At 73.5% G+C, this 26,938-nt stretch carries 29 protein-coding genes; 16 read left to right on the top strand and 13 right to left on the bottom strand.

The window, feature by feature from the left end; genetic code table 11:
* Positions 1-30: 30 nt before the first annotated feature.
* The 11 genes from cmk to GQ466_RS08905 all read right to left on the bottom strand — a co-directional run bounded on the left by cmk (position 31) and on the right by GQ466_RS08905 (position 10,895).
* Positions 31-693, bottom strand: a complete 663-nt coding sequence (gene cmk, locus GQ466_RS08955) for a (d)CMP kinase (protein WP_337193380.1) — start codon at positions 691-693, stop codon at positions 31-33.
* Positions 694-843: 150 nt separating this feature from the next.
* Complete coding sequence (locus GQ466_RS08950; RefSeq protein ID WP_161102215.1) at positions 844-1,944, bottom strand: prephenate dehydrogenase; 1,101 nt, start codon at positions 1,942-1,944, stop codon at positions 844-846.
* Between the two features lie 43 nt (positions 1,945-1,987).
* The gene (gene aroH, locus GQ466_RS08945) at positions 1,988-2,350 is read right to left on the bottom strand and encodes a chorismate mutase (protein ID WP_161102214.1); all 363 of its coding nucleotides are present in this window, start codon (positions 2,348-2,350) and stop codon (positions 1,988-1,990) included.
* A gap of 46 nt (positions 2,351-2,396) precedes the next feature.
* Positions 2,397-3,152 carry a pseudouridine synthase gene (locus tag GQ466_RS08940; protein ID WP_161102213.1) on the bottom strand — a complete coding sequence of 252 codons (756 nt, stop codon included), beginning with the start codon at positions 3,150-3,152 and terminating at the stop codon, positions 2,397-2,399.
* Positions 3,149-3,724, bottom strand: coding sequence for an SMC-Scp complex subunit ScpB (gene scpB / locus GQ466_RS08935; RefSeq protein WP_161102212.1), 576 nt, complete (start codon positions 3,722-3,724; stop codon positions 3,149-3,151). Before scpB ends, GQ466_RS08940 begins: the two co-directional genes overlap by 4 nt.
* Positions 3,721-4,605, bottom strand: a complete 885-nt coding sequence (locus tag GQ466_RS08930) for a segregation and condensation protein A (RefSeq protein WP_161102211.1) — start codon at positions 4,603-4,605, stop codon at positions 3,721-3,723. Before GQ466_RS08930 ends, scpB begins: the two co-directional genes overlap by 4 nt.
* A gap of 37 nt (positions 4,606-4,642) precedes the next feature.
* Positions 4,643-5,509, bottom strand: a complete 867-nt coding sequence (locus tag GQ466_RS08925) for an AAA family ATPase (RefSeq protein WP_161102497.1) — start codon at positions 5,507-5,509, stop codon at positions 4,643-4,645.
* 144 nt (positions 5,510-5,653) lie between these two features.
* Complete coding sequence (xerD, locus tag GQ466_RS08920; protein WP_337193378.1) at positions 5,654-6,580, bottom strand: site-specific tyrosine recombinase XerD; 927 nt, start codon at positions 6,578-6,580, stop codon at positions 5,654-5,656.
* A gap of 173 nt (positions 6,581-6,753) precedes the next feature.
* Positions 6,754-7,398, bottom strand: a complete 645-nt coding sequence (locus GQ466_RS08915; RefSeq protein ID WP_337193377.1) for an NUDIX hydrolase — start codon at positions 7,396-7,398, stop codon at positions 6,754-6,756.
* A complete protein-coding gene (locus GQ466_RS08910) occupies positions 7,395-9,050 on the bottom strand; it encodes a CTP synthase (RefSeq protein ID WP_161102210.1) in 1,656 nt (551 codons plus the stop codon). The genes GQ466_RS08915 and GQ466_RS08910 overlap by 4 nt, the downstream gene beginning before the upstream one ends.
* A gap of 195 nt (positions 9,051-9,245) precedes the next feature.
* A complete protein-coding gene (locus tag GQ466_RS08905; protein ID WP_161102209.1) occupies positions 9,246-10,895 on the bottom strand; it encodes a coiled-coil domain-containing protein in 1,650 nt (549 codons plus the stop codon).
* A 206-nt stretch (positions 10,896-11,101) separates the two neighbouring features.
* Between GQ466_RS08905 and pip the strand changes: the two genes are divergently transcribed.
* From pip to GQ466_RS08850, 11 genes are all read left to right on the top strand, one after another.
* The gene (pip, locus tag GQ466_RS08900) at positions 11,102-12,070 is read left to right on the top strand and encodes a prolyl aminopeptidase (RefSeq protein ID WP_202420025.1); all 969 of its coding nucleotides are present in this window, start codon (positions 11,102-11,104) and stop codon (positions 12,068-12,070) included.
* Between the two features lie 557 nt (positions 12,071-12,627).
* On the top strand, positions 12,628-13,173 hold the full coding sequence (gene ectA / locus GQ466_RS08895; RefSeq protein WP_161102208.1) for a diaminobutyrate acetyltransferase: 546 nt from the start codon (positions 12,628-12,630) through the stop codon (positions 13,171-13,173).
* A gap of 110 nt (positions 13,174-13,283) precedes the next feature.
* Entirely contained in the window at positions 13,284-14,549 is a 1,266-nt protein-coding gene (gene ectB / locus GQ466_RS08890) for a diaminobutyrate--2-oxoglutarate transaminase (RefSeq protein WP_161102207.1), read from the top strand.
* 26 nt (positions 14,550-14,575) lie between these two features.
* Entirely contained in the window at positions 14,576-14,971 is a 396-nt protein-coding gene (locus GQ466_RS08885; RefSeq protein WP_161102206.1) for an ectoine synthase, read from the top strand.
* Complete coding sequence (gene thpD / locus GQ466_RS08880; protein ID WP_161102205.1) at positions 14,968-15,873, top strand: ectoine hydroxylase; 906 nt, start codon at positions 14,968-14,970, stop codon at positions 15,871-15,873. Before GQ466_RS08885 ends, thpD begins: the two co-directional genes overlap by 4 nt.
* An 88-nt stretch (positions 15,874-15,961) precedes the next feature.
* Positions 15,962-16,855 carry an ectoine/hydroxyectoine ABC transporter substrate-binding protein EhuB gene (gene ehuB, locus GQ466_RS08875; protein ID WP_161102204.1) on the top strand — a complete coding sequence of 298 codons (894 nt, stop codon included), beginning with the start codon at positions 15,962-15,964 and terminating at the stop codon, positions 16,853-16,855.
* Between the two features lie 6 nt (positions 16,856-16,861).
* Positions 16,862-17,527, top strand: coding sequence for an ectoine/hydroxyectoine ABC transporter permease subunit EhuC (ehuC, locus tag GQ466_RS08870; protein ID WP_161102203.1), 666 nt, complete (start codon positions 16,862-16,864; stop codon positions 17,525-17,527).
* On the top strand, positions 17,527-18,183 hold the full coding sequence (gene ehuD, locus GQ466_RS08865; RefSeq protein WP_202420024.1) for an ectoine/hydroxyectoine ABC transporter permease subunit EhuD: 657 nt from the start codon (positions 17,527-17,529) through the stop codon (positions 18,181-18,183). The genes ehuC and ehuD overlap by 1 nt, the downstream gene beginning before the upstream one ends.
* Positions 18,170-18,976 carry an ectoine/hydroxyectoine ABC transporter ATP-binding protein EhuA gene (gene ehuA, locus GQ466_RS08860; protein ID WP_161102202.1) on the top strand — a complete coding sequence of 269 codons (807 nt, stop codon included), beginning with the start codon at positions 18,170-18,172 and terminating at the stop codon, positions 18,974-18,976. Before ehuD ends, ehuA begins: the two co-directional genes overlap by 14 nt.
* 69 nt (positions 18,977-19,045) lie before the next feature.
* On the top strand, positions 19,046-20,206 hold the full coding sequence (locus tag GQ466_RS08855; RefSeq protein WP_337193376.1) for a thiolase family protein: 1,161 nt from the start codon (positions 19,046-19,048) through the stop codon (positions 20,204-20,206).
* A gap of 3 nt (positions 20,207-20,209) precedes the next feature.
* Positions 20,210-20,608: a Zn-ribbon domain-containing OB-fold protein gene (locus GQ466_RS08850; protein WP_161102201.1), complete on the top strand. Its 399-nt coding sequence runs from the start codon at positions 20,210-20,212 to the stop codon at positions 20,606-20,608.
* Positions 20,609-20,612: 4 nt separating this feature from the next.
* On the opposite strand, the gene GQ466_RS08845 is transcribed toward GQ466_RS08850, so the two are convergent.
* A complete protein-coding gene (locus GQ466_RS08845; protein WP_161102200.1) occupies positions 20,613-21,662 on the bottom strand; it encodes an SGNH/GDSL hydrolase family protein in 1,050 nt (349 codons plus the stop codon).
* A gap of 208 nt (positions 21,663-21,870) precedes the next feature.
* Between GQ466_RS08845 and GQ466_RS08840 the strand changes: the two genes are divergently transcribed.
* From GQ466_RS08840 to GQ466_RS08820, 5 genes are all read left to right on the top strand, one after another.
* Positions 21,871-22,092, top strand: coding sequence for a hypothetical protein (locus GQ466_RS08840; RefSeq protein WP_161102199.1), 222 nt, complete (start codon positions 21,871-21,873; stop codon positions 22,090-22,092).
* Between the two features lie 183 nt (positions 22,093-22,275).
* Entirely contained in the window at positions 22,276-23,565 is a 1,290-nt protein-coding gene (locus tag GQ466_RS08835) for an ATP-binding protein (RefSeq protein ID WP_161102198.1), read from the top strand.
* Positions 23,562-24,212: a LuxR C-terminal-related transcriptional regulator gene (locus GQ466_RS08830; RefSeq protein WP_337193375.1), complete on the top strand. Its 651-nt coding sequence runs from the start codon at positions 23,562-23,564 to the stop codon at positions 24,210-24,212. Before GQ466_RS08835 ends, GQ466_RS08830 begins: the two co-directional genes overlap by 4 nt.
* Positions 24,213-24,256: 44 nt before the next feature.
* Positions 24,257-25,540, top strand: coding sequence for a hypothetical protein (locus tag GQ466_RS08825; RefSeq protein ID WP_161102197.1), 1,284 nt, complete (start codon positions 24,257-24,259; stop codon positions 25,538-25,540).
* 21 nt (positions 25,541-25,561) lie between these two features.
* Positions 25,562-25,942 carry a methyltransferase domain-containing protein gene (locus tag GQ466_RS08820; protein WP_161102196.1) on the top strand — a complete coding sequence of 127 codons (381 nt, stop codon included), beginning with the start codon at positions 25,562-25,564 and terminating at the stop codon, positions 25,940-25,942.
* A gap of 35 nt (positions 25,943-25,977) precedes the next feature.
* On the opposite strand, the gene GQ466_RS08815 is transcribed toward GQ466_RS08820, so the two are convergent.
* Positions 25,978-26,928, bottom strand: a complete 951-nt coding sequence (locus GQ466_RS08815; RefSeq protein ID WP_237417621.1) for a cyclase family protein — start codon at positions 26,926-26,928, stop codon at positions 25,978-25,980.
* Positions 26,929-26,938 lie beyond the last annotated feature (10 nt).

Raw genomic sequence — 26,938 nt, 5'->3', positions numbered from 1 at the left:
CCCTACGGTCCGGCGCGGCGGCCGGTCCGCTCACGTCTGCTCTTTCGCGAGGCGGACGACCGCCTCGACGACCTCGGCGAGGCCCAGCTCGGTCGAGTCGATCTCGGTCGCGTCCGCCGCCCTGGTCAGCGGGGACGTCGTGCGGGTCGAGTCGAGCCGGTCGCGGCGGGCCTGCTCGTCCAGCGTGACGGTCACCGACGCGGCCGGGTCGGCGGCCAGGTCCTTCGCGCGCCGCTGCGCGCGCACCTGCTCGCTGGCGGTCAGGTACACCTTGACGGGCGCGTCCGGGACGACGACCGTGCCGATGTCGCGACCCTCCACGACGATGCCGCCGGTTCCGATGATCTCACGCTGCAGGACCACCAGCCGCGCCCGGACCGCCGGAACCGCGCTGACCGCGCTGACGGCGTTGGTGACCTCGCGGGTGCGGATGGGCTCGGAGACGTCCGTGCCGTCCACCGTGATCGTCGGCGCGGACGGGTCGGTGCCGACCTCCAGGACGGGGTCGGCCGCGCGCGCCGCGACGGCCTCCGGGTCGTCCACCGGGACGCCGTTCTGCAACATCCACCAGGTCATGGCCCGGTACATCGCGCCCGTGTCGAGGTAGCGCAGGCCGAGCGCGCGGGCGACGCCCTTGGACGCGCTGGACTTGCCGGACCCCGAAGGGCCGTCCATGGCGATGACGAGCGACACGATCGCTCCCTCTCTCACGTTCGGGTGAAGGCCCGCGACGGCGGGCGGACGGGGCCGCGCCGAACGCCCCGGATCGCGGGCGGCCCCGGCCGTTCAGCGTACCGGTAGGCACGCACCGCGACGGCCCGGTTCGGGCCGGTGCGCGTCGGTTCAGCCCGGGACGGACCAGCCCCGCGCGCGCAGCTCGGCGGCCAGCGTCTCGGCCGCCTCGGGCTGCACCGCGATCTCCAGCACGCCGAGCGGACGGCCCGGCGAGTGCTCGATCGTCACGTCCTCGATGTTGACGCCCGCGATCCCGGCCGCCTGGAAGATCATCGCCAGCTCGCCGGGACGGTCGGGGATGACGACGGTGACGGTCGCGAACGCCTGGCCGGGACCGCCGTGCTTGCCGGGGATCCTGGACCGTCCGGCGTTGCCGCGCAGCAGCAGGTCCGCGACGTGGCCCGCCGCGCCCTCGCTGCCGTCGCGCAGCAGCGACGCGGCCACCGCGAGGTCGGTCGCGACGGCCTCCAGCACGTCGGCGACCGGGGCCGCGTTCGCGCTGAGGATGCCGATCCACAGGCGCGGGTCGCTGGCGGCGATGCGGGTGACGTCCCGGACGCCCTGCCCGGCGAGGCCGAGCGCGGTGTCGTCGGCGCCGGTCAGCCGCGCCGCGACCGCCGCCGACACGACGTGCGGGGCGTGCGAGACGAGGGCGACGGCGCGGTCGTGCTCGTCGGCCTCGACCACGACGGGTTCGGCGCCGCACGTCCGCGCCAGCGCCTCGACCGCCGCGACGGCCGCCGGGGACGTCTTCGGGGTCGGGCACAGCGCCCACGGGCGGCCGAGGAACAGGTCGTCGCGGGCCGCGGCGGGGCCGGAGCGCTCCCGTCCGGCCAGCGGGTGCCCGGGGACGAACGACGCCGGGTCGCAGCCCAGCTCGGCGGCCTGCCGCAGCGGCAGCGCCTTGACGCTCGCGACGTCGGTGTAGACGCGGGCGAGCCCGCGCTTCTGCGCGTCCAGCAGGGTGACGGCGACGGCGGCGGGCGGCACGGCGAGCACCGCGACGTCGGCGGGACCGCCCGGCGGCGGGCCGTCCCCGGCGGGCAGCTCGGTGCCGGCGCCGAGCCCGACGGCCAGGTCCAGCGCCGCGCGGTCCCGGTCGGCGAGCAGCACCTCGGCGCCCCGCGCCCGCAGGACGAGCGCGATGGACGTGCCGATCAGCCCGGTGCCGACGACCACGACGCGCCCGGGCGCTCCCTCGTCTGCCATCCCGCCACCCTAGCGCGTGCCCGCGCGGGCTCCGGCCCGCTCGCTACTGGGCGATGTCCAGGCGCAGGGCGGTCGCCCCGCGCAGGTAGACGTGCTGGATGTCCGAGCGCGGCCGGTCGGCGCTGACGTGCGCCATCAGCCGGATCACCCGGGGCAGCGCGTGCGGGACGGCGATCTCCGCCGCGCACAGCAGCGGGACGTCGTGGAACCCGAGCTTGCGCGCCGCGAGGGCCGGGAACTCGGCGGTCAGGTCCGGAGTGGCGGTGAACAGCACGCTGATCACGTCGTCGGTGGTCAGCGCGTTGCGCTCCATGACGGCGGTGACCAGCTCCGCCGTCGCCGACAGGATCTCCTCACGGTCGTCGGCGTCCACCTGGATCGCCCCGCGCACCGCGTGTACCGCCACTCTCGTCCTCCTCGTCGCGCGCCGCCCGGCGCTCCTACAGACCCATCTACAGGCCCACGGCCTTGTACAGCTCGCCGATCTCGCGGACGGTCAGCGCCCGCATCCCGCCCGGCTTGAGCTGGCCCAGCTTGACCGGGCCGAACTCTACGCGGGCGAGCTGCTGGACGGGGAAGCCGACCTCCTTCAGCAGCCGCCGCACGATGTGCTTGCGCCCCTCGTGCAGGGTGATCTCCACCAGCACCCGGCGGCCGACCTGGTCGAAGATCCGGAACCCGTCCGCCTTGGCGAACCCGTCCTCCAGTTCGACGCCCTTGCGCAACCGGCGGCCGAGGTCGCGCGGGATCGGCCCGTGGATCTCGGCGAGGTAGGTCTTGTCGACGCCGAACGACGGGTGCATCAGCCGGTGCGACAGCTCGCCGTCGTTGGTGAGCAGGATCAGGCCCTCGGTGTCGGTGTCGAGCCGTCCGACGTGGAACAGCCGCTCGGGGACCTCCACGTAGTCGGCGAGGGACTTGCGGCCCCGCTCGTCGGCCATCGTGCTCACCACGCCGCGCGGCTTGTTGATCATGTAGTACCGCATCTCGGCGCGGGTCTCGACCCGGCGGCCGTCCACATGGATCACGGCGCGGCGGGGGTCGACGCGCTCGCCGAACCGGAAGACCTTCTTGCCGTCGACCGTCACCCGGCCCTCGCCGATCAGCTCCTCGCAGTGCCGGCGGCTGCCGATCCCGGCGTCCGCCAGCACCTTCTGCAGCCGCACCTCCTGCACGTCCTCGTCGGCGCGGCCCTGGTTATCGCTCACGTGTCCTCAACTATCTCGTCCGGAAGGTCATCGGGAAGGTAGGGGGCGAGGTCGGGCAGCTCGTCCAGATCGCGCAGGCCCAGCCGCTCCAGAAAGTACCCGGTCGTCCGGTACAGGTGCGCCTGGCTCTCGGGGTCCTGCCCGGCGTCCTCGATGAGGCCGCGCAGGGTCAGCGTGCGCATGACGCCGTCGCTGTTGACGCCCCGGATGGACGACACCCGCGCCCGGCTCACCGGCTGCCGGTACGCCACGACCGCCAGCGTCTCCAGCGCCGCCTGCGTCAGCCGCGCCTGCTGCCCGTCGGTGACGAACCGCTCGACCACGGGCGCGCAGACGTCCCGCGTGTAGAACCGCCAGCCGCCCGCGACCTCCCTCAGGTCGAACCCCCGCCCGTCGGCGGTGTATTCCGCCGCCAGCTCGCGGAGCGTCGCGGTGATCTCGGGGACGGGCCGGTCCAGCAGATGGGCGAGGTTCACGACCGGGACGGGCTCGTCCACGACGAGCAGGATCGCCTCGACCGACGCCCGCAGGCCCGGCCCCTCGGTCGCGGATTCGGTCACGGTGTCGGTCATCCGCCGTCCTCCCCGGCCCCGGCGCCGCCCTCGCCGGGCGGCGGGCGGGTGCCCTCGTAGTCGTCGCCGACCTCGACGTCGCCGTCGTCGGCCCCGGTCCAGGTGACGTGCAGCGCGCCGAGCGGTTCGGCCTGCTCGAACGTCACGGCCGCCTCGCGGTACAGCTCCAGCAGCGCCAGGAACCGCGCGACGACCTCGAACGTGCCCTCGCAGTCCGCGGTGAGCACCGCGAACGTCGTGCTCCGCAGCCGCCGCAGCATCGCCACGACGAGCGCGGCCTGCTCCTTGACGCTCGCCTTCGGCTGGTACATGTGCTCGACCGACACCGCAGGCGGCGCCTTCGGCGCGAGCGCCTTGGCGGCGAGCCGCGCGAACTGGTCCGGGCCGAGGCCGAGCAGCACCTCCGGCAGCAGGTTCGCGAACTTCGGCTCGATCGGGACCGTGCGCGGGAAGCGGCGGGCGGCGTCGGCCATCCGCGCCGCGAGGTACCCGGCGACCTCCTTGTACGCGCGGTACTGCAGCAGCCGGGCGAACAGCAGGTCGCGGGCGGACAGCAGGGCGAGGTCGTCCTCGTCGTCCACCTCGCCGGACGGCAGCAGCCGCGCGGCCTTCAGGTCGAGCAGGGTCGCGGCGACGAGCAGGAAGTGGCTGGCCTGGTCGAGGTCCCAGTCTTTTCCGTGCGCGCGGATGTGGGCGATGAAGTCGTCGGTGACCTTGTGCAGCGAGACTTCGGTGATGTCCAGCTTGTGCTTGGCGATGAGGCCGAGCAGCAGGTCGAACGGCCCCTCGAAGTTGTCGAGGTGGACGCGGAACTTCCCGGCGCCCGCGGCGTCCTCGCCGGCGACGGCCTCCGTCGCCTCCCCGATGCTCACCGGTCCCATGTTCCCACGGCGCGGAACCGTCCGCGCCGACGCGCGCTCACTCGGCGGCGGACCACCGGTCGAGCACCTCGCGGGCCAGGCTGCGGTAGGCGTTGGCGCCCATGGAGTTCGGGTCGAAGAAGGTGATCGGCTCGCCCGCGACGGTCGCGTCGGGGAACCGGACCGTCCGGTTGATGACGGTGTGGAACACCTTGTCGCCGAACGCTTCCACGATCCGGCTCAGGACCTCGCGGGTGTGCAGCGTCCGCGAGTCGTACATCGTGCCGAGGACGCCGTCGATGACCAGGCCGGGGTTGATGCGCCCCTGCACCTTGTCGATCGTCTCCATCAGCAGCGCGACGCCGCGCATCGCGAAGTACTCGCACTCCAGCGGGATCAGCACGCCCTCGCTGGCGGCCAGCGCGTTCACCGTGAGCAGGCCGAGGGACGGCTGGCAGTCGATGAGGATGTAGTCGTAGTGCGGGACCGCGCCCTTCAGCGCCCCCGCGAGGATGTACTCGCGCCCGACCTCGTGGACGAGCTGGACCTCCGCGCCCGACAGGTCGATGTTGCTCGGCAGCAGGTCCATGCCCTCGACGCCGGTCTCGATGACGACGTCGTCCCACTCGGTGTCGTGTTCGAGCAGCATGTTGTGGACCGTGACGTCGAGCTGGCGCGGGTCGCCCTTGCCGAGGCCGACCGACAGCGCGCCCTGCGGGTCGAAGTCCACGAGCAGGACGCGGCGGCCGTACTCGGCGAGCGCCGCGCCGAGGTTGATGGTGGTGGTGGTCTTGCCGACCCCGCCCTTCTGGTTGCAGATCGCGACGATCCGGGCGGGCCCGTGCTCGGCGAGCGGCTCCGGTTCCGGGAAGACGGGAACGGGGCGCTGCGTCGGACCGAAACTGCGCTGCGGGTCGGTCTCGATGGTCGCCGAAGAGAGAACACCTCCCGGAGCCTGCGTGTTCTTCACCAGTTCCCTCCCCGACGGCTGCTTCTGCCATCCAGAACCGGGACTCTAGGCGCTGTCAAGGCGGGGCTCAAGCCGACGCGCGACGTTAGGCGCGATTTGTCACCGGACCCGGCGGGTGCGCGCCCGAGGATGCGACGTCGCGTACACCTCGCGCAGCAATCGCACGGTGACCAGCGTGTAGACCTGCGTCGTCGTGACGGACGCGTGCCCCAGGAGTTCCTGGACGACCCGGACGTCGGCGCCGCCGTCGAGCAGATGCGTCGCGAACGAGTGCCGGAGCGTGTGCGGGGACACATCGCTGAGCCCCGCGCGCTCGGCGGCGGCGCGCAGCACCATCCACGCGCCCTGCCGCGACAGCCGACCGCCGCGCGCGTTGAGGAACAGGGCGGGGCCGCCGCGTCCGGCGCGCGCCAGCTCGGGCCGCGCCCGCACCAGGTACGCCTCGACGGCGCGCCGCGCGTAGTCGCCGACCGGGACGACGCGGGTCTTGCCGCCCTTGCCGCGGATCCGGGCGAAGCCCTCGGCGAGGTCGAGGTCGTCGACGTCCAGGCCGACGGCCTCGGAGATCCGCACGCCCGACCCGTACAGCAGTTCCAGCAGCGCCCGGTCGCGCAGGCCGCGCGCGGCGTCCCCGGCGTCGCCCGCCGGGCCCTGCGCGGCGCCGAGGAGGCGTTCGACGTCGTCCAGCGAGATCGCCTTGGGCAGCCGCCGGGGCGGGGCGGGCGGCCGGACGTCGCGGGCCGGGTCGGCGTCGGCCAGCCCCTCGCGCAGCGCGAACCGGTGCAGGCCGCGCACCGCGACGACCGCGCGCGCCGCCGAGCCGGCCGCGAGCGGCGGGTGGTCGGCGTCGCCCTCGCGCAGCCCGGCGAGGAACGCCCGGACGTCGTCCTCGGTGACCTCGCCGATCGCCGCGCGGCCCCGCGCCGCCAGCGCGTCGGTGTAGCGGCGCAGGTCGCGGCGGTAGGAGCTGAGCGTGTTGGCGGCGAGGCCCCGTTCGACGGCCAGGTGTCCGAGGTAGCCGCGCACGGCCGCCTCCAGTGCGCCGGCGGACGTGCCGGGGCGTGTCGCGGGCGAGGACAGCGCGGCACCTCCTCGAAGGGGCGGGACGATCAGCCCATCATGCCCGCTCGCGCCCGCCGCGGCCCGTTCCCGCGCCCGGCATGTCGGGACCCCGTGTCGGCAACCGGACGAACCGGTCGCTACTCCTCGGGCGCGTCCGCCGGGCGCAGCCCCTCGACCGCGCCGCCCCGGTAGGCGTGTGCGGCCAGGATCCCCTGGACGGCGAGCGCGTTGTGGATCTCCCCGGCGAGGACCTTGCGGACGGCGTCGGCCAGCGGCACCCACACCACCGGCATGTCGGCCTCCTCGTGGACCCGCTCGAAGTCGATCTCGTCGGCGGGCACCTCGGCGAGGTCGCGGGCGAGGAACACGCGGGACCGCTCGTCGGACATGCCCGGCGACGGGTAGACGTCGACCAGCGTGTCCCAGCGCTCGGCCCGGTAGCCGCTCTCCTCCAGCAGCTCGCGGGCGGCGAGGTCGCGCAGGGGCTCGCCCGCCACGTCCCGCAGCCCGGCCGGGATCTCCCACAGCTTCGCGCCGACCGCGTGCCGGTACTGCCGCAGCAGCAGGACGCGGTCGGCGGCGTCGAGGGCGAGGACGGCCACCGACCCCTGGTGCTCCACGACGTCCCGGCCGACGGCCTCGGTGCCGCCGCCGGACGCGGGCATGACGACCTTGTCCCGCCGGATCGCGAAGATCGGCCCTTCGAACGCCCGGGCGGACGCGGTGACCTCCCAGCGCTCGGGCTCGTCCCGGACGTCCCCGGGACCGGGCGCGGCCGTCACGAGCGCTCCGCGTAGTCCAGCGCCGCCGCGACGAGCCCGACGAACAGCGGGTGCGGACGCGTCGGACGGGACCGGAACTCCGGGTGCGCCTGCGTCCCGACGAAGAACGGGTGCTCCTCGCGCGGCAGCTCGACGTACTCCACGAGGCGGCCGTCGGGCGACAGGCCGCTGAACCGCAGCCCCGCGTCCTCCAGCTTGCCCCGGTAGGCGTTGTTCACCTCGTAGCGGTGCCGGTGCCGCTCGGACGCCTTGGCCTCGCCGTACAGCTCCCGGACGATGGTGCCCTCGCCGAGGTCGGCCGGGTACAGCCCGAGCCGCATCGTGCCGCCCATGTCGCGCTCGCCGGCGACGACGTCGAGCTGGTCGGCCATCGTCGCGATGACGGGGTGCGCGGCGGCCGGGTCGAACTCGGCGCTGCCCGCGCCCGCGAGTCCCGCCAGCGACCGCGCCGCCTCGATGACCATGCACTGGAGGCCGAGGCAGATCCCGAGCAGCGGGACGCGGTGCTCGCGCGCGTAGGTGATCGCGCCGACCTTGCCCTCGATGCCGCGCACGCCGAAGCCGCCGGGGATCAGGATGCCGTCCGCGCCGCCGAGTTCGCGCTCGGCGCCCTCGGGGGTCTCGCAGTCGTCGGACTTCACCCAGCGGATCCTCACCCGCGCGTCGTTGCCGAACCCGCCGTGCCGCAGCGCCTCGGTGACCGACAGGTACGCGTCGGGCAGGTCGATGTACTTGCCGACCAGCGCGATCGTCACCTCGCGTGCGGGGCGGTGGACGCGGCGCAGCAGCTCGTCCCAGGCGCCCCAGTCCACGTCGCGGAACGGCAGGCCGAGGCGGCGGACGACGTAGGCGTCCAGGCCCTCGGCGTGCAGGACCTTCGGGATGTCGTAGATGCTGGCCGCGTCCACGGCCGAGACGACGGCCTCGCGGTCCACGTCGCACATCATGCTGATCTTGTGCTTGAGGCCGTCGGTGATCGGCCGGTCGGACCGGCAGACGATCGCGTCGGGCTGGATGCCGATGGAGCGCAGCGCGGCGACCGAGTGCTGCGTCGGCTTGGTCTTCAGCTCACCCGAAGGGCCGATGTAGGGCAGCAGCGAGACGTGCAGGAAGAAGCAGTTCTCCCGGCCGATCTCGTGCCGGATCTGGCGGACCGACTCCAGGAACGGCTGGGACTCGATGTCGCCGACCGTCCCGCCCACCTCGGTGATCACGACGTCGACCGCGGTGTCGGCCATGCCGCGGATGCGGTCCTTGATCTCGTTGGTGATGTGCGGGATGACCTGCACGGTGTCGCCCAGGTACTCCCCGCGCCGCTCCTTGGCGATGACGTTGGAGTACACCTGGCCCGTGGTCACGTTCGCCGAGCCGTGCAGCTCGGTGTCGAGGAACCGCTCGTAGTGCCCGATGTCCAGGTCGGTCTCGGCGCCGTCGTCGGTGACGAACACCTCACCGTGCTGGAACGGGTTCATGGTGCCGGGATCGACGTTGAGGTAGGGGTCGAGCTTCTGCATGGTGACCCGCAGGCCGCGCAGGGTGAGCAGGCGGCCGAGGCTGGACGCCGTCAGGCCCTTGCCCAGGCTGGAGGCGACACCGCCGGTGACGAAGAGGTGCTTGGTGGGCCGAGCCCTACCCGTTGCTGCCGAAGGCAAGTTGAAACGCTCCCGTGGTCGTTGCTGGGCGGACGGTTCAGCACTGTCCACGGGCCACCAGAATAACAGGAGGCGGAGACCCCGGCGTCCGGGACGCGCATGATCACATGCGCGCGGCCTCCCGCAAGGGCACCGGCCCCCGCCGGAGACGACGTTGCGCACGCCGGACGGGGGCCCGCACCGAAGAAACGGCGGTCAGGAACGCGGCACCGCGGTCGGCATGATCGTGCGGAGCTGGCGCGTCAGCTCGTCGATCAGCGAGCGGGCCTGGTCGGCGGCCTGCCGCGCCGCGTCCCGCTCCTGGGACAGCTCGGCGATCGCGGCGCGCTGCTCGGTGACGGCCTGGGCGAGCTGGTCCACCCACTGGTCGCGCTCGGCGAGCTTCTCGGCGACGGCGTCGCGCTCGGCGGCGAGCTGGCGCAGGCCCGCGACGGCCTTGTCCTTCTCGCGCGCCTCCTGGTCGGCCCGGCCGCGCGCGATCGTCAGCTCCGACTCGGCGCGGGTCTGGCTCTGCACGGCCGTGTCCCGGGCGCGCTCGGCGCTCTCGCGGGCCTGCACGGCGCCGTCCAGCGCCCGCTCGGCCTTCTTGGCGGCCTCCAGGGACTGCGCGGCCGTGTCCAGCGCCTGCTGGCGCTCCTGCTCGGCCTCGGCGGCGCGCCGCTCGGCGTCGGCGGACCGGCGGTCGGCCTCCTGGACGCGGCGCTCGGCGTCGGCGGCCCGGCCGTCGGCGCCCTTGGCCCGCAGCTCGGCCTCCTGGACGCGCCGCTCCAGCTCGCCGGCGCGGCCCTCGGCGGCGGTGGCGCGGATCCGGCCCTCGTCGGCCTCCTTGGACTTGGCGGCGACGGCGTGCTGGAGGTTCTGCGCCTTGCGGTCGGCGTCGGCGAGCTTGGCGCGCAGCGCGGCCAGCTCGCCGTGCGCGACCTCCAGGGCGCGCGACAGCTCGGCGGCCTGCTCGACGGCGCGGTCGCGCTCGTTCTCGGCGGCGCGGCGGGCGGTGACGGCGTCCTCGACGGCGCGCAGGGCGTCGTCGCGGGCCTCGCTCATCGCGTCCCGCTGGGTGATGGCCTGCCGGACGGTCGCCTCGGTCTCGGCGACGCGCCGCTCGGCCTGCTCGACCTGGGCCTTGGCCTGCGCCTGCGCCTGGTCGAGCTGGGCGCGGGCCTGCTGGGCCTGGTTCCAGGCGGCGGCGGCGTCGCGCTGGGCGTTGTCCTTCTCGCCCTGGAGCGCGGCGATCTGCGTGACGGCCTCGGACTGCACCTCGGCGATGCGGCGCTCCAGGTCGGCGGCCTTGCGCTCGGCCTCGACCACGCGCCGGTCGGCCTGCTCGGCCTGCCCGCGCGCCCGCTGCACCTCGCCCCACGCGGCGGCGGCGTCGCGCTGCGCCGACTCCTTCTCGGCCTGCGCCGCCGCGACCTGCGCGGCGGCGTCGTTCTGCGCCTCGGTGATCTTGCGCTCGGCCTCGACGGCGCGCCGGTCGGCCTGCTCGGCCTGTCCCCGGGCCCGCTGCACCTCGCCCCACGCCGCCGCCGCGTCGCGCTGCGCCGACTCCTTCTCGGCCTGCGCGGCGGCGACCTGCGTCGCGACCTCGCTCTGCGCCTCGGTGACCTTGCGCTCACCGGCCGCCAGCGCGTCGCCGATCAGGTCGGCCATCTGGCGCAGCCGCTCCACGAGGTCCCACGGCTGCACCTCCAGGCCGTCGCCCTCGGGCTCGCCGGGCCGGGACGCCTTCAGCGGGCGCCGCGGCGCGGGAACGCCGGACTTGGGCTCGGGCGGGCGTCCCATCGGCCAGGGCGAGGACGCGTCCGGGACGCTCCGCGAACCACCGGATCCGTTCAGCTCGCTCACTTGTCTCCCTGCCTGTTCGCCTGCCTGTTCGCTGCAACGCCGCGCCGGTCGGCCGCTCGGCTCACGGAAGGCACTCTAGTGCCGGACCGCGAGAACGTTTGCCCTGTTTGGGGTTTAGTTTCGTGATCCCCGCCGCCGCGGCGGCGCGCGGCCGGGGCGCGGCGCCCCCTCGGACAGCGCCGTCCCCAGTGAAAGAATCACAGCTCATGGAGCTGCGCACCCTGTATCCGCCGATCGAGCCCCAAGAATCCGGGATGCTCGACGTCGGCGACGGCGACACCCTGTACTGGGAGGTCTGCGGAAACCCCGACGGCGTCCCGGCCGTGATGCTGCACGGCGGCCCGGGCGGCGGCTGCACGCCCGACCACCGCCGCCAGTTCGATCCGGAGAAGTATCGGATCGTGCTGTTCGACCAGCGCAACTGCGGCCGGAGCCGGCCGCACGCCGCGGACCCGGGCGTGTCGCTGGAGGCGAACACGACGTGGAGCCTCGTCGCGGACATCGAGCGCCTGCGGGAACATCTCGGCGTGGATCGGTGGCTCGTGTTCGGCGGGTCCTGGGGCAGCGCGCTGGCGCTGGCGTACGCGCAGACGCATCCGGAGCGGGTCACGGCGCTGGTGCTGCGCGGGATCTTCACGCTGCGGCCGTTCGAGCTGTACTGGTTCTACCAGGAGGGCGCGTCGCTGATCTTCCCCGACCTGTGGGAGGACTACCTGGCGCCGGTGCCCGAGGACGAGCGCGAGGACCTCATCTCGGCCTACCACGAGCTGCTGAACTCCCCCGACCGGGCGACGCGGGTGCGCGCCGGGCGGGCGTGGGCGCAGTGGGAGGCGCGGACGCTGACGCTGCGGCCGGACCGGGCGGTCGTCGCGCCGTTCGAGGACGACGACCACGCGGTGGCGTTCGCCCGCATCGAGAACCACTACTTCGTCAACGAGGGGTTCCTGGAGGACGAGCAGCTGCTGCGGAACGTGGACCGCATCCGGCACATCCCGGCGGTGATCGTCCAGGGCCGCTACGACGTCTGCACCCCGGCGGCGACGGCGTGGGATCTGCACCGCGCGTGGCCGGAGGCCGACTTCCATCTGGTGGACGACGCGGGCCACGCGTTCTCCGAGCCGGGCATCCTGCACCGCCTGATCGAGGCGACGGACCGCTTCGCCGAACGGCTCTGAAGGAGGGCGCCCCGGGCGGCGCCCTTTTCCCGTGGCGGCCTATTCTTCTCGCGCGCGTGCGCGGGAAGAATAGGCCGTGGAATGCGCGGAGTTCGCCCGTGGAAACACGCGCCCCGGCCGCCTGGGGCGACGGCGGACGGCACGCGGGGGCCGCGCGGCACCGCGCGCAGCGCCCGTCGCGGGCGCCCGACGGAGCGTGGAAGGACTTTCCTACCCCCACTGACCTCGCTCAATCCGACGTGACGCAGGGCACCGCCGTCGCGTTGACCGCGCCTTGCTGTGATTCACCTCACATAAATGAGACCGAAAAGATCCGGCCGCACCGCCGATCATGAGGGAAGTTGCGGACGCAAACGCTTGATCCGGGCCGTACGGCCGCCGCGCGGATACGCCCTGCACAGACACGCGAACGGGCGAGTTAACACGGGCGAAATGACGCACCCCGGGTACCCGGAATTTGCAAGCGAATCGTCATACCCGACCCGCCTCGGACCCAAACATTCGCCGTATAACAATCTATAACGGCCACCGTCCGGCGTTCGCTACGTTTACTGAACATGGCAGCGCAACCCCTGGAATCACCCGTCCGGCGCACCGGCGGCACCGAGGTGCGCCTCCGGGAGCCGGTCCCCGAGGACGGTCCCGCCCTGTGGCGGATCGCCCGCGACTCCCGCGCCCTCGACGTCAACTCCCCCTACAGCTACGCGCTCTGGTGCCGCGACTTCGCGGCGACCTCCGTCGTCGCCGAGGACGACGACGGCCCGTGCGGGTTCGTCACCGGGTACGTCCGGCCCGACGCGCCCGGGACGTTCTTCGTCTGGCAGGTCGCCGTCGACCACGCCCACCGGGGCCGCGGCCTCGCCCGCCTCATGCTGGACCGGCTCGGCGCCCGCCTCGGCGGTCGCGGCCACCGGTTCCTGGAGGCGACCGTCACGCCCGGCAACACCGCGTCCACCGCGATGTTCACCTCCTTCGCCCGCGACCACGGCTGCAAGCTGTCCCGGACGCCGCTGTTCGGCGTCGAGCACCTCCCCGAGGACCACGAGCCCGAGGTCCTGTTCCGCATCGGCCCGCTCCCCGTCCCCCGCCGCGCCTCGCGCTGAGCGCGCTCCCCCGCCACAAGTCCCCCCGCCGCAAGTCCCCCCGCCCAACGTCCTCCCGCCACGAGTCCCCCCGCCCATCGTCTTCCGCCCCTACCTGCCCGGAGGCAGATATGACCGACGTCTTCGCCCGCCTGGAGTCCGAGGTCCGCGGCTACTGCCGCGGCTGGCCCGCCGTGTTCACGACCGCGCGCGGCAGCCACATGACCGCCGAGGACGGCCGCACCTACCTCGACTTCTTCGCCGGGGCGGGCACGCTCAACTACGGCCACAACAACCCGCTGCTGAAACAGCGCCTGATGGAGTACCTCGCCGGGGACTCGATCGTCCACAGCCTCGACATGTACACGGCCGCCAAGCGCACCTTCCTGGAGCGTTTCGAGGAGATCGTCCTCAAGCCGCGCGGGCTGGACTACAAGGTCCAGTTCCCGGGCCCGGCGGGCAACCACTCGGTCGAGGCGGCGCTGAAGCTGGCCCGCAAGTACACCGGGCGCGAGACGGTCGTCAGCTTCACCAACGCTTTCCACGGCATGACGCTCGGCGCGCTCGCCGTCACCGGCAACTCGATGAAGCGCACCGGCGCGGGCGTCCCGCTCGGCCACGGCGTCGCGATGCCCTACGACAACTACCTCGACGGCCGCACGCCCGACTTCCTGCTGTTCGAGACGATGCTGGACGACAGCGGCAGCGGCCTGGACAAGCCCGCCGCCGTCATCGTCGAGACCGTCCAGGGCGAGGGCGGCATCAACGCCGCGACCGCCGAGTGGCTGCGCGGGCTCTCCGACCTGTGCCGCCGCCACGACATCCTGCTCATCGTGGACGACGTCCAGATGGGCTGCGGCCGGACGGGCGCGTTCTTCTCCTTCGAGGAGGCCGGGATCGTCCCGGACATCGTGTGCCTGTCCAAGTCCCTGTCCGGCTACGGCCTCCCGTTCGCGATCACGCTCATGCGCCGCGACCTCGACGTGTGGGAGCCCGGCGAGCACAACGGCACGTTCCGCGGCTTCAACCCCGCGTTCGTCACGGCCGTCGGCGCGCTGGAGGAGTACTGGACGGACCCGGGCATGGAGCAGCAGACCCTCGCCAAGGGCCGGCTCGTCGAGCGGGGCCTGGACGAGATCGCGCTGCTCAACGCCGGCGCCGTCGAGACCGTGCGCGGCCGGGGCCTCGCGTGGGGCCTCGTCATGCGGGACCCGGAGCTGGCGCCGCGCGTCTGCGCCGAGGCGTTCGAGCGGGGCCTGCTCATGGAGACGTCCGGGCCCGAGGGGGAGGTCGTGAAGCTGCTGCCGCCGCTGACCACGTCCGAGGCGGACCTGTCGCGCGGCCTGGAGATCATCGCCGCGTCGGTGAGCGCGGTCCGCGACGCGGTGACCGTCTGACCCGCACCCGAAAGGAGAACGCCACCGTGATCGTCCGCTCCCTGAAGGACATCATCGGCACCGACCGCGACGTCCAGGCCGAGACCTGGTGCAGCCGCCGCTTCGTCCTCGCCGGGGACCGGGTCGGCTTCTCGCTGCACGAGACGATCCTCTACGCCGGTACCCGGACGCGGATGTGGTACGCGAACCACATCGAGGCCGTGTACTGCGTCGAGGGCGAGGGCGAGCTGCTCGACGAGGAGACCGGCGAGACGCACCGGATCGAGCCGGGCGTCATGTACCTGCTCGACAAGCACGACCACCACGAATTCCACGCCATCACCGATGTCCGCACCGTCTGCGTCTTCAACCCGCCCGTCACGGGCCGCGAGACGCACGACGAGAACGGGGCCTACCCCCTGCTGACCGAGGAGGACGCGTGAGCGTCATCGAGTCCCATCCGTCGATCGACGACACCTACCCGACCCGCAAGTCCGGCGAGGCGGCGCTGCTGTACCGGCAGGACCCCGTCGTGTACGGCCGTCCCGAGGACGGCCCGATCGACGCCGAGACGCTGCGGTCCTACGACGCCAACGGCTACCTGACCGTGGACGAGCTGCTGGCGCCCGACGAGGTCGAGACCTACCGCGCCGAGCTGCGCCGCCTCGCGTCCGACCCGCGGATCCTCGCCGACGAGCGGACGGTCACCGAGCGCGGCACCCGCGAGGTCCGGTCGATCTTCGAGGTGCACCGGATCAGCGAGGTGTTCGCCGCGCTGGTCCGCGACCCGCGCGTCGTCGGCCGCGCCCGGCAGATCCTCGGCTCGGACGTCTACGTCCACCAGAGCCGCGTGAACTACAAGCCCGGGTTCACCGGCAAGGACTTCTACTGGCACTCGGACTTCGAGACCTGGCACGCCGAGGACGGGATGCCCCGGATGCGCGCGGTCAGCATCTCGATCGCGCTGACGGAGAACTTCGTCCACAACGGCGGCCTGATGATCATGCCGGGGTCGCACCGGACGTTCGTGTCCTGCGTCGGCGCGACGCCCGCGGACCACTACAAGGAGTCGCTGGTCGGCCAGGAGATCGGCACGCCCGACCCCAACAGCCTGTCGATCCTCGCCGACAAGCACGGCATCGAGCTGTTCACCGGCCCGGCGGGCTCGGCGACGATGTTCGACTGCAACTGCATGCACGGGTCCAACGGGAACATCACGCCGTTCCCGAGGTCCAACGTGTTCATCGTGTTCAACAGCGTGGACAACGCCTGCGCCGAGCCGTTCTCGGCGCCCGGCCGGCGCCCGGAGTTCATCGGCGCCCGCGACTTCACCCCGGTCGTGTAACAACCGCGTCCAACCCCGACTCCGCGCCCGCCGGGACCCCCGCCGCCGACGGCGGGCGCGGACCCCCACCCCCTCAAGGAGATCGACGATGACGTCCTCACGACGTGATTTTCTGCGCACCGCCGCGCTGCTCGGCGCGGCCGTGCCCCTCGCCGCGGCGGGCTGCTCGACCACCGACCCCGAGCAGGAGCGGACCGGCGGCGGCACGCTGGAGCGGGCCAGGAAGGACGGCGCGATCCGCGTCGGCTTCGCCAACGAGGCGCCCTACGGCTACACCGACACGTCCGGCAAACTGACCGGCGAGGCCCCCGAACTCGCCCGGGTCATCTTCAGGGAACTCGGGATCGGCAAGGTCGAGGGCGTCCAGGTGGACTTCGGCGGCCTCATCGGCGGGCTGAAGGCCAAGCGGTTCGACGCCATCGCCGCCGGGATGTTCGTCACGCCCGACCGCTGCAAGGAGGTCGCGTTCGCCGACCCCGAATACGTCGCCAAGAGCGCGTTCCTCGTCCCGAAGGGCAACCCGAAGGGGCTCGTCCAGGCCACGGACCCGGGGAAGAAGGGCGTGAAGGTCGGCGTGCTGACCGGCGCGGTCGAGGCCGACTACGCCGCGAAGCTCGGCGTGAAGGCGGGCGACATCAAGACGTTCACCGACCAGGCCAGCGCCTACGAGGGCCTGAAGGCCGGACGGGTCGACTGCGTCTGGCTCACCCGGATCTCGCTCGCCGACGTCCTCGCCAAGCACAAGGGCGCGCCGTTCGAGGTCACCGCGCCGTTCGGCCCGGTCATCGGCGGCAAGGAGCAGTTCGGCGCGGGCGCGTTCGCGTTCCGTCCGGCCGACGCCGACCTCGTCAAGGCGTTCAACGGCAAGCTCGCGGAGCTGAAGTCGGCGAACCGGCTGCTCCCGATCCTGCAGCCGTTCGGGTTCACGCAGGCCGAGATGCCGACGGCCGGCGACACCGCCGCCAAGTTCTGCGCGAGCTGATCCGTCATGTCCGACGTCCTGGACGCCTACCCGCAGCTCCTGCGGGGCGCGTGGACGACCGTCCAGCTCACCGTGTACGGGAGCGTCCTCGCGCTGGTGCTCGCGCTGGTCTTCGGGCTGGCGGGCACCGCCCGCAGCGCGTGGGTCCGCGCGGTCGGCCGCGTGTACGTGGAGTTCTTCCGCGGCATGGCGACGCTCGTGCTCATGTACTGGTTCTTCTACGCGCTCCCGCTCGTCGGGTTCCGGTTCACGCCGATGGCCGCGGCCGTCCTGTCGCTCGGCCTCAACATCGGCGCGTACGGCGCGGAGGTCGTGCGCGGCGCCGTCCGGGCCGTCCCTAAGGCCCAGTACGAGGCGACGGTCGCGCTCAACTTCACGCCGGTGCAGCGCATGCGGCGGGTGATCCTGCCGCAGGCCGTCGCGCTGATGCTGCCGCCGTTCGGCAACCTCGTCATCGAGCTGATGAAAGGCTCGGCCGTGGTCTCGCTCATCACCATCGGCGACCTGACCTTCCGCGCCAAGCAGATCCAGAACGCCACCGGCGAGACGCTGTGGACGTACGTGGCGATCCTGCTGATCTACTTCGTGATCGCGCAGGCGCTGCAGTCGCTCGTCCGGCTCGCCGAACGGCGCGTGGACCGGATGCTCGGCCGCCGGGCGGAGGCGACCTGATGGAGTGGGACTGGCACTACACCGGCGACATCCTGCCCGACCTGCTGGACGGGCTGCGCGTCACCGTCACCGCGACGCTGCTCGGCTACGTCATCGCCGTCCTGCTCGGGCTCGTGTGGACGCTCCTGCGCCGCACGCCGAGCGCGGTCGTCAACCAGACCGTCCGGTGGGTCACCGAGTTCGTCCGCAGCACGCCGCTGCTCGTGCAGCTGTTCTTCCTCTACTACGTGCTGCCGACCTGGGGGATCACGCTCGGGCCGCTCACCGCCGGGGTGATCGGGCTCGGCCTGCACTACTCCACCTACACCGCCGAGGTCTACCGGGGCGGGATCGACGACGTCCCGCGCGGGCAGTGGGAGGCGGCCGTCGCGCTGAACCTCCCCCGGTCGCGGACCTGGCTGGACGTGATCCTGCCGCAGGCGATCCGCCGCGTCGTGCCGACCCTCGGCAACTACCTGATCGCGATGTTCAAGGACTCCCCGCTCCTGCTCGGCATCAACGTCGCCGAGCTGCTGAACACCGCGTACACCACCGGGACGCACACGCTGCGGTTCCTGGAGCCGATCACGCTGGTCGGCGTCCTGTTCGTGCTGGTCAGCGTTGTGTCGTCCGTTCTCGTCCGCCGCCTGGAGAGGCGCAGCCATGCCACCGACTGAGAAGAAGGCGCTGCCCGCCGGGCAGGCGCCGGGCCTGAAGTTCGAGAAGGTCGTGAAGCGCTTCGGCGCCAACGCCGTGCTCCGCGAGCTGGACTTCGCGGTCGCGCCCGGCGAGCGGGTGACGCTCATCGGGCCGTCCGGGTCCGGCAAGACGACGATCCTGCGCCTGCTGATGACGCTGGAGCGGCCCGACGGCGGGCTGATCTGGATCGGCGACGACACACTCTGGCACAGGGAGCGCGGCGGGAAGCGCGTCCCGGCCAACCAGAAGCACCTGCACGAGATGCGCAAGCAGGTCGGGATGGTGTTCCAGCAGTTCAACCTGTTCCCGAACATGAGCGTCCTGCGCAACCTCACCGAGGCGCCGGTGCGGGTGCTCGGCCTGTCGCGGGACGAGGCCGTCGAGCGGGCGACGTCCCTGCTGGACCTCGTCGGCCTCGCCGACAAGGCCGACGCGCACCCGACCCGGCTGTCGGGCGGGCAGCAGCAGCGCGTCGCGATCGCGCGGGCGCTGGCGATGCAGCCGAAGGTGCTGCTGCTGGACGAGGTCACGTCCGCGCTGGACCCCGAGCTGGTCGTCGGCGTGCAGGACCTGCTGCGCGACATCGCGCGCGAGTCCGACCTGACGCTGCTGTGCGTCACGCACGAGATGCGGTTCGCCCGCGACATCTCCGACCGGGTGCTGATGTTCGACCAGGGGCAGATCGTGGAGCAGGGGCCGCCGGACCAGATCTTCAACGAGCCGACGGAACAACGGACGCGGGACTTCCTCCAGGCCGTCCTCGCGACCTGACGGGGCGCCGCGGCTCAGCCGAACTGGATTCGGTACGGTGGCGGCGACCGACGGAAAGGGAGGAAGGTCGTGAACGCCGCCATCGCCGGACTCGGCATGACCGAGCTGGGCAAGGTCTTCGGGCGCAGCCCCCGCCGCCTCGCCGCCGACGCCGTCCGGCTCGCCGCCGCCGACGCCGGGCTGGACCTCGCCGACCTGGACGGACTCGTCGTCAGCCACGGCCTCGGCGGCTCCCCCGGCATCGAGCTGGCCGAGACGCTCGGGCTGCGCGACCTGCGCCTGCTCACCACAATGGACTCCTTCGGCGCGACGGCCGGGGCGATGGTGTCGTACGCGGCGATGTCCGTCCTCAGCGGCGCCGCAACGACGGTCGCCTGTGTCTTCGCGGACGCTCCCTTGCAGCCGCAGCAGTCGTCCGGGGCGGCCTACCAGCGCGACGCCCGCGAGTGGTACGGGTTCGGCGGGATGACCGCCGCGCTCGGGCTGCGCAGCGTCAACGCCTACTACGCGCTCGCCGCGCAGCGCCACATGGCCCGGTACGGGACGACGAGCGAGCAGCTCGGCGCCATCGCCGTCGGCACCCGGCAGTGGGCCGCGCGCAACCCGCTCGCCCAGATGCGCGAACCGATCACGCTCGCCGACCACCAGGCGTCGCGGTGGGTCGCCGAGCCGCTGCACCTGCTCGACTGCTGCCTGGTGTCGAACGGGGCGATCGCCGTGATCGTCACCGGCGCCGACCGGGCCGCGTCGCTCGCGCGTCCGCCGGTCCATTTGTGGGGGTGGGGGCAGGGGCACCCGGGGCACCGGCGCGAGCGCGGCAGCGGGTTCGGGCTGACCACCGGCGCGGCCGTGTCCGGGCCGGTCGCGATGAAGATGGCCGGCGTCACCGTGGACGACGTGGACGTCTGCCAGTTGTACGACTGCTACACCTACACCGTCCTCGTCTCCCTGGAGGACTACGGGTTCTGCGCCAAGGGCGAGGGCGGGCCGTTCGCCGCGTCCGGCGCGCTGGCGCCCGGCGGGTCGCTGCCGACCAATACCGGCGGCGGGCAGCTCTCCGGCTACTACATGTGGGGCATGACGCCGCTGTCGGAGGCCGTCATCCAGGCGCGCGGCGACGGCGGGGAGCGGCAGGCGCCCGCGAACGACGTCATCCTCGTCAGCGGGAACGGCGGCATCCTCGACCACCACTCCACGCTGATCCTCAGCCCGCACGCGAAGGGGGCCTGACCGATGCCGCTGGAGATCGGCGTGCTGCGCCGCGACTTCCGCACCGACCCGTTCTTCGACGGCGCGGCCGAGGACCGGCTCGTCGTCCGGCGCTGCGCGGCGTGCGACCGGTGGCTCGCGCCGGACGCCGCGTGCTGCCCCGGCTGCGGCGACGAGGACCCGGGCTGGGCGGAGGCGTCGGGCGCCGGAACGCTCGTGACCTGGACGACCGTCCACGGCCGTCCGGCCGCCGACGGGACCGTCCCGCCGCCCGCGCTGCTCGCGCTGGTCGAGCTGGCCGAGGGGCCGTGGCTCTACACGCGGCTCACCGGCGTGGACGCGCCGCGCGAGGGGCTGCCGCTCACGGCCGTGTTCGAGCATCCGGACGAGGGCGAGGCGTACCTTCTGTTCCGTCCGGCCTGACCGCTCAGCCGTACGGGTGCAGCGCGCGGCCCGGGCCCTTCTTCACCTGGTCGACGAACAGGGCGCCGAGGGCCTGCTGGCCGCGCACGGTCGGGTGGAAGCTGCGCGGCTCGGCCTCCAGCGCGGCGAGGTTCACCGCGAGGCCGTTCATGTACGGGTCGCCGCTGCCCGCCTCGTGGCCCGCGAACGCGCTGTAGGCGTCCACGTACTCGACGCTGCCGGCGCCGCCCGCCGCGTCGATCCGGTCGTCGGCCTCGGCGGCGGCCTGCTTGATCAGCGCGTCGAGGTCGTGGGTCTCGGCGTTCAGCCACTGCTGCTCGGACACGCTGATGTTGTCGCCCGCCGCGCCGTTGACCTCGGAGAACGCGCGCGGGTAGCCCATGATCAGGACGCGTGCGCGGGGTGCCCTGCGGGTGATCTGGTCGAGCAGGTCGGGGAGCGTCTGGCGGAGCGTCGCCATCCGCTTGGCGATGGCGCCGCCCTGGTCGGTGCAGCTTCCGCTCCACGGCAGCTTCACGACGCAGGCCGCGATGATCTTGGAGAAGCCGATGTCGTTGCCGCCGATGCTCAGCGTCACGAGCGTGGTGTCGGCGTGGACGCGGTCGATCTGCGGGGGCTCGCCGAACCGTCCGTGCAGGACGTCGTTCACCGTCGCGCCCGAGCAGGCGAAGAACCCGGCGCTCGTGAACCGGAACGCGCCGGCGACCGCGTGGTAGTAGGCGTTGGACGTCCGGTGGCAGCGGGCCAGCGGGTTCTGGTCGGCGACGGTCGTCTCCGCGCCGACGCCCGCCGAGTAGGAGTCGCCGAGCGCCGCGTACCCGCCGGACGCGGCGGCGACGGCGGGCGCCAGGGCCTGCCGCGCGCGGGGGGCGTCGCCGTGGACGCTCGCCAGGGGCGCCCGGCAGCCCGCGCCGAAGATCTCGCAGCGCGCGGCGGGGAACACGGCCAGCGGCACGATCGCCGCGAGGACGAGCGCCAGCAGGACGACGGCGGTCACGGCCCGTTCGCCGAAGCGCTCGCGGGCGCGGTGCGCCCAGGCGGCCGGTCCCGTCATCGTCGTCCCTCCCCCGTTCGTGAACGCAGACGTTGTCGGGTTCTGAAAAGTTCCCCGCGTCGTCCCGAAGAATATTTCTCTTCCGCTGGCCCCTACGCACAAACTCTGGCGAAATGGTTGAATGCGGACTAGCCGGGAATAGCCGCTGAAGGCCGGTAGGTGCTTCGGCGTCCGACCCGGCCGCTCCCCGCCCCGGAAGGGATCGACCTTGACGCCCCACGACGCGAGCGACGGCACCGCCACCGAGATCTGCTTCGACCCGTCCGGCCTCACGCCCGCCCAGCGCACCGGACGGGCCTGCGTGGTCTGCGGCAAGCGCTGGCCCGCACCGCCCGTCCGGGTCGGCCGCGTGGCCGGCGGCGGCGCGGTCTACGCCTGCGCCGACGACGCTCCGGTCATCGAGCGCGCCCGCGCCTTCACCGCCACCTGACCGTCCGCGCCGGGCTGCGGGACGGCACGGCGCACTCAGAACGGAACGCTCCACCGCCGGGCCCTCGGGAGGCCCGGCGGAGCTGCGCGTCCGTCCGGGCCGAGCGTAGGCCGCCGGACGAACCGGGACCACCGGGATTTCCCGGGTGGCGGCGGCGCGCGGCGTGGGACAGGATGCGTCGTCATGGGAACGGGGCGGGCCGCGCTGCGGCGGTGGCGGGACGGGCAGGGCGCGCTGCCGACCACGCCCGCCGGGGTGGAGTGGTGCGCGGTCGCCGTGGTCGTCGGCGTCCGGGCGGTCAATTTGGCCCAGCTCGCCGTCGCGTTCCCGCAGGCGCAGGCGCACGCGACCCGTCCGGGCGTCTTCGCGGCCGTGCTCGGCGGCTATCTCGCCGAGTCGGCGGTCGTCGCGGTGCTCGTCCTGCGCGCCGGCTCGTACCGCAACCGCCCGCTGGCCTGGGCGGACACCGGCGCGGCCTGCCTGGTGCTGCTGGCCCAGCCCGCGTTCAGCTCCGCCGCCGACCGCACCGGGAGCTGGACGGCCTTCGGGTTCGCCTGCACGCTGAGCACGGCCGTCGGCGCGGCCGTCGCGTTCGGGCGGCGGCGGGAGACCGCGCTCGTCGTCGTGCTGCTCGCCGGGTGCTATCTGGGCACGTCGCTGGACGTCCCCGCCGTCCACCGCTCCACCGTGCTCGGCAACGCCGTCGCCTACGCCGGGTTCGCGGCGCTCGGCCGGCTCCTCACCGGCTACCTGCGGCGGCTCGCCGCCGACGCCGAGCGGGCCCGGGCCGAGGCGGCGCGGGCCGCCGCCGAGACGGCGCGGCTGCGCGAGCTGGAGCGGCAGCGGGTCCTGCTGCACGACAACGTGGGCGTGCTGCGGCTGCTCGCGGGTGGAACGGTCCCGGCCGCGCTGGACGGGCCGCTGCGCGCCCAGGCCGAGGCGCTCGCCAACCGCGTCCGCGCGTTCCTGGACGAGCCCGACCGCGTCCCCGACGGCGCGACCCTCGTCGGGGCGGTGCGCGCGGCGGCGGGCGAGTACGCCGACCTGCCGCTGGAGGTCGTCACCGACCTCGCGGACGGCGTCGTGCTGGACCCGGCGACGGCGCGGGCCGTCCGGGCGGCCGTGGCGACGCTGCTGGCGAACGTCCGGCTGCACGCGGGCGCGACGTCGGTGGTCGTCCACGCCGACGCCGACCCCGACGAGGGCGAGTGGGAGGTCACGGTCGCCGACGACGGGCGCGGCTTCGACCCGGCCGCCGCGCCGCGCGGGTTCGGGCTCGGCGTGACGGCCGGGTCCGCGCTCGCCGCGCACGGCGTCACCGTCCACGTCCACTCGGCGCCACCCCGACCAACCGACCCCGACCGACCTCCCGTGCCACCCCGACCAACCGACCCCGACCGACCTCCCGTGCCGTCCCGGCCGGCCGTGCCCGGCGACGGGACGCGCGTCACGCTGCGCGGTGCGCTGCGGTGAGCGTCCGCGCCGTCGCGATCGACGACGACACGCTGATCCGGGACGGGCTGGCGCGGCTCGTCCCCGGCCTGGACGTTGTGGCTGCGTTCGCGGGCGTCCCCGACTTCCTCGCCGCCGCCCCGGCCGCCGACGTCGTCCTGCTCGACCTCGCGCTCGCCGGGACGGGCGCCCGGCCCGGCCCGCGCGGCCCGGACGCCGTCGCCGCCGTCGCGCGCGCCGGGTTCCGCGTCCTCGTCTACACCGGGGAGCGGCGGCGGGCGGTGCTCGTCGCGTGCCTGCACGCGGGGGCGCGCGGGATCGTCCACAAGGCCGAGCCGCTGGACGCGCTCGCGACCGCCGCCGCCGACGTGGCCGCCGGGCGGATCGTCATCACGCCGGCGCTGACCGGGCTCGCCGAGCTGGCCGGACGGCGCGGCGCGCTGCCGTCGCTGTCGCCGCGCGAACGGCAGGTGCTCGCCGGGCGGGCGCGCGGCGAGTCGTTCCGCGGCATCGCCGGGCGGCTGTTCCTCACCGAGAAGACCGCCGCCGGCTACATGGACCAGGTGAAGGCGAAGTTCGCCGCCTACCTGCGCGACCACTCCCCCGCCGACCTGGAGCGGGCCCTCGGGCTGGAGCCCCTCGGCCTCACCGACCGTCCCCCCGCCTGACCCCCGGGCCGGCCGCTCCCGCCGCCCTTCACGAAGGAGACCGCGTGCCCCGTTCCGGCATGCCGCGCGTCCTCGCCCTGCTCGCGGGGCTGTTCGTCGCGCTGAGCGTCCTCGTCCTGGCCCCGGCCGGGGCGCGCGGCGACGGGCCGTCCCTGCACGTCTCGCCCGCGCACCCGAACAACCGCGAACCCGTGACGGTCAGCGGGCGGTTCCCCGGCGCCGGGTCCGGACGCGACGTCCGGTTGGAGCGGGAGGGCGGCATGTTCGGCGGCGAGTGGGAGGCCGCCGCGAACGTCACGACGGCCCGGGACGGCTCGTTCCGCGTGCTGTTCTCCCGGCTCGACTCCGACGAGGAGTTCCGGGCGGTGCTGCTGTCGTCGGCGGGACGGGTCGTCGCGACGTCGGCCGCGCTGAAGGTGACGGTCGCCTACCAGTCGGTGGACCACCGGTGGAAGCGCGGCGATGCCGGGGCGAACCGGTCGGCGCTGTTCGACTGCTTCGGGGACAACCCCGACTGCACGAGCAACGATTCCGCCCATATGGGGCCGCTTTGGCTGATGGTGATCTTCGTGGCGTGCTTCGTCGCGGTCGCGGTGCTGCTCGTCTGGATCGGCGTCCAGATCCCCCAGCCCGCCGGGGGGATCGTCGCCGTCCTGTCTCTCGGTGCCTGGGTGCCGGTGTTCAACAACCTGGCGTTCGGTTACGCGTTGCCGCGCATCGGGCTGGAGGTGAACGTCATCGGGGCGACGTTCCTGTATCCGGCGTATCTGCTGGTGCTGCTGCTCGGCCTGGCGGTGATGATCGGGTATCCGCTGCTGGCGGGCGGCCTGATCGTGTCGGGGGCGGTGCCGCCGGGACGCGTCCTGCGGTTCATCGTCTACGCGATCGTGCTCGGCGTGCTGTTCGGGTGGAAGGCGATCTACGAGCACTCGGCGGCCATCGCGGCGGGACCGTTCGCGATCCGGACGCCGTGGCTGCACGACGCCCTGAACACCTGGGCGCTCGAATGGCCGGTGACCGCCCTGTGGGAGGTGCTGAAGTTCTTCGCGTCGGCGGACGGGCTGCTGCTGTTCGCCGTGATCGCGGCCGTGTCGGTGGCGCTGCCCGACCCGGGATCGCCCGGCGAGCTGACGGCCGGGTCGCTCGCGCAGGGCGCGGTGGCGAACGTCGCGGGGCTGATCGTCGGGACGGCCGTGATCACGATCGTGTCGATCATCGTGTTCGCGGTGCTCGTGCTCGCGGCGGTGGCGCTGATGATGTACGTGTTCTTCTACATCCTCGTGGCGTTCACGACGATCGCGTTCCTGACGTTCCTGTTCAAACGGTGACGCGCCGGTAGAGTCCGGCCGATGGACGAGCAGTGGAACCACAACGTCCACTACCACCCGCTCGTGCTCGGCTTCGTGCCGGACGGGTGCGGGCGCGCGCTGGACGTCGGCTGCGGAGACGGAACACTGATCCGGAAGCTCGCCGCCCGCGCGCGGCACGTGACGGGCGTCGACCGCTCCCCGGAGATGATCGCGGCGGCGCGCGCCCACTGCGGCGATCTCCCGCACGCGCGCTTCGCCGAGACGGGCTTCCCCGGCACCCACCCGGAGCTGTTCGCACCGGGGTCCGGGACCCCCGCGAGTCCTGGGGCGAGATGCGCCGGACGTCCCGCCGCGTCCTGCCCGGCAGCCGCTTCCGCCGCCGCCTGCTCTGGCTACTCCCTGCTCTGGCAGAAGCCCTGACCGCGCCCGGTGGTCGCGCCCGGCGGTCTTGCCGGTCAGAAGGTGGCGATCGGGTTGACCGGGCTGCCGGACGTCCCGGCGAAGCGGACCGGCGCGACCGCGAGCTGGAAGTCCCACTGGCCGAGGTCGGCGGCCGTCGCCGCGCACGCCTCCAGGTCGCAGTTGTCGAGCAGCCACAGGCCCATCGCGACGAGGCCCACCGCGTGGACGGGCATCAGCACGTCCCGGTAGCCGGACGGCTGGACGTCCTGCGGGGTGTCGGCGCCGATCAGCGCGACCCGGCGTTCGTGAAGCCAGGGCAGGCAGGACGCGTGCCATCCGGCCTGCGTGTGGCCGCCGCCCGCGCCGTTCTCGTGCCGGAACCGGCCGTACCCGGTCCGCAGCAGCACCGCGTCGCCGGGACCGACCCGCACGCCCTGCCGACGTTCGGCCGCTTCAAGATCCTCGGGGAACACACCCTCGCCCGGCTCCAGCCACGGCACGCCGCGGACGTGCGCGACGTCCAGCAGGACGCCGCGCGTGACGATCCCGTCCGCCGCCGCCGTGACGGCCGCCCACCCCGATCCCGTGGCGGGGTCGACCAGCGCGTGCGACCGCCCGTTGTACATCGCGCCGTCCCAGAAGATGTGGCACGGCGAGTCGACGTGGGTGACGGTGTTGCCGTGGAACATCAGGCCGAGCCGCTCGGACGAGAAGCCCCAGCGCCGGTCGTTGGCGAACGTGGGCGACGGCATGTGCTCGGCGCCCGGCATGTCGGCGGCGCACGGGCACGCCGTGGTCGACCGCTCCATCTCGTCCGGCACGGCGATCTCCCACGCGCACGACACGCTCCGGCCGTGCCGCACCGCCCGCGCCGCCGCGAGCCGGACGTCGTCGGTGATGTGGTTCAGCGTGCCGCGCTCGTCGTCGTCGCCCCAGCGCCCCCAGTTCGACAACGTGTCGAAGTACCCGAGCACGTCGTCCTGCGTGGGCATCGCCGCCGTCATCCCGCCCATT

The sequence above is a fragment of the Actinomadura rayongensis genome (assembly GCF_009831215.1).
GTDB lineage: Bacteria > Actinomycetota > Actinomycetes > Streptosporangiales > Streptosporangiaceae > Spirillospora > Spirillospora rayongensis.
The sequence above is the reverse complement of the archived record's forward strand: the minus strand, read 5'-3'. Positions and strand labels throughout refer to the sequence as shown.

Excerpts from the sequence above, each read along its gene's own strand:
- GQ466_RS08950 (WP_161102215.1), bottom strand. The coding sequence starts at position 1,944 with ATGGCAGACGAGGGAGCGCCCGGGCGCGTCGTGGTCGTCGGCACCGGG.
- scpB (WP_161102212.1), bottom strand. The coding sequence starts at position 3,724 with ATGACCGACACCGTGACCGAATCCGCGACCGAGGGGCCGGGCCTGCGG.
- GQ466_RS08930 (WP_161102211.1), bottom strand. The coding sequence starts at position 4,605 with ATGGGACCGGTGAGCATCGGGGAGGCGACGGAGGCCGTCGCCGGCGAG.
- pip (WP_202420025.1), top strand. The coding sequence starts at position 11,102 with ATGGAGCTGCGCACCCTGTATCCGCCGATCGAGCCCCAAGAATCCGGG.
- ectA (WP_161102208.1), top strand. The coding sequence starts at position 12,628 with ATGGCAGCGCAACCCCTGGAATCACCCGTCCGGCGCACCGGCGGCACC.
- ectB (WP_161102207.1), top strand. The coding sequence starts at position 13,284 with ATGACCGACGTCTTCGCCCGCCTGGAGTCCGAGGTCCGCGGCTACTGC.
- ehuB (WP_161102204.1), top strand. The coding sequence starts at position 15,962 with ATGACGTCCTCACGACGTGATTTTCTGCGCACCGCCGCGCTGCTCGGC.
- ehuC (WP_161102203.1), top strand. The coding sequence starts at position 16,862 with ATGTCCGACGTCCTGGACGCCTACCCGCAGCTCCTGCGGGGCGCGTGG.
- ehuD (WP_202420024.1), top strand. The coding sequence starts at position 17,527 with ATGGAGTGGGACTGGCACTACACCGGCGACATCCTGCCCGACCTGCTG.
- ehuA (WP_161102202.1), top strand. The coding sequence starts at position 18,170 with ATGCCACCGACTGAGAAGAAGGCGCTGCCCGCCGGGCAGGCGCCGGGC.
- GQ466_RS08850 (WP_161102201.1), top strand. The coding sequence starts at position 20,210 with ATGCCGCTGGAGATCGGCGTGCTGCGCCGCGACTTCCGCACCGACCCG.
- GQ466_RS08845 (WP_161102200.1), bottom strand. The coding sequence starts at position 21,662 with ATGACGGGACCGGCCGCCTGGGCGCACCGCGCCCGCGAGCGCTTCGGC.
- GQ466_RS08835 (WP_161102198.1), top strand. The coding sequence starts at position 22,276 with ATGGGAACGGGGCGGGCCGCGCTGCGGCGGTGGCGGGACGGGCAGGGC.
- GQ466_RS08820 (WP_161102196.1), top strand. The coding sequence starts at position 25,562 with ATGGACGAGCAGTGGAACCACAACGTCCACTACCACCCGCTCGTGCTC.
- GQ466_RS08815 (WP_237417621.1), bottom strand. The coding sequence starts at position 26,928 with ATGACGGCGGCGATGCCCACGCAGGACGACGTGCTCGGGTACTTCGAC.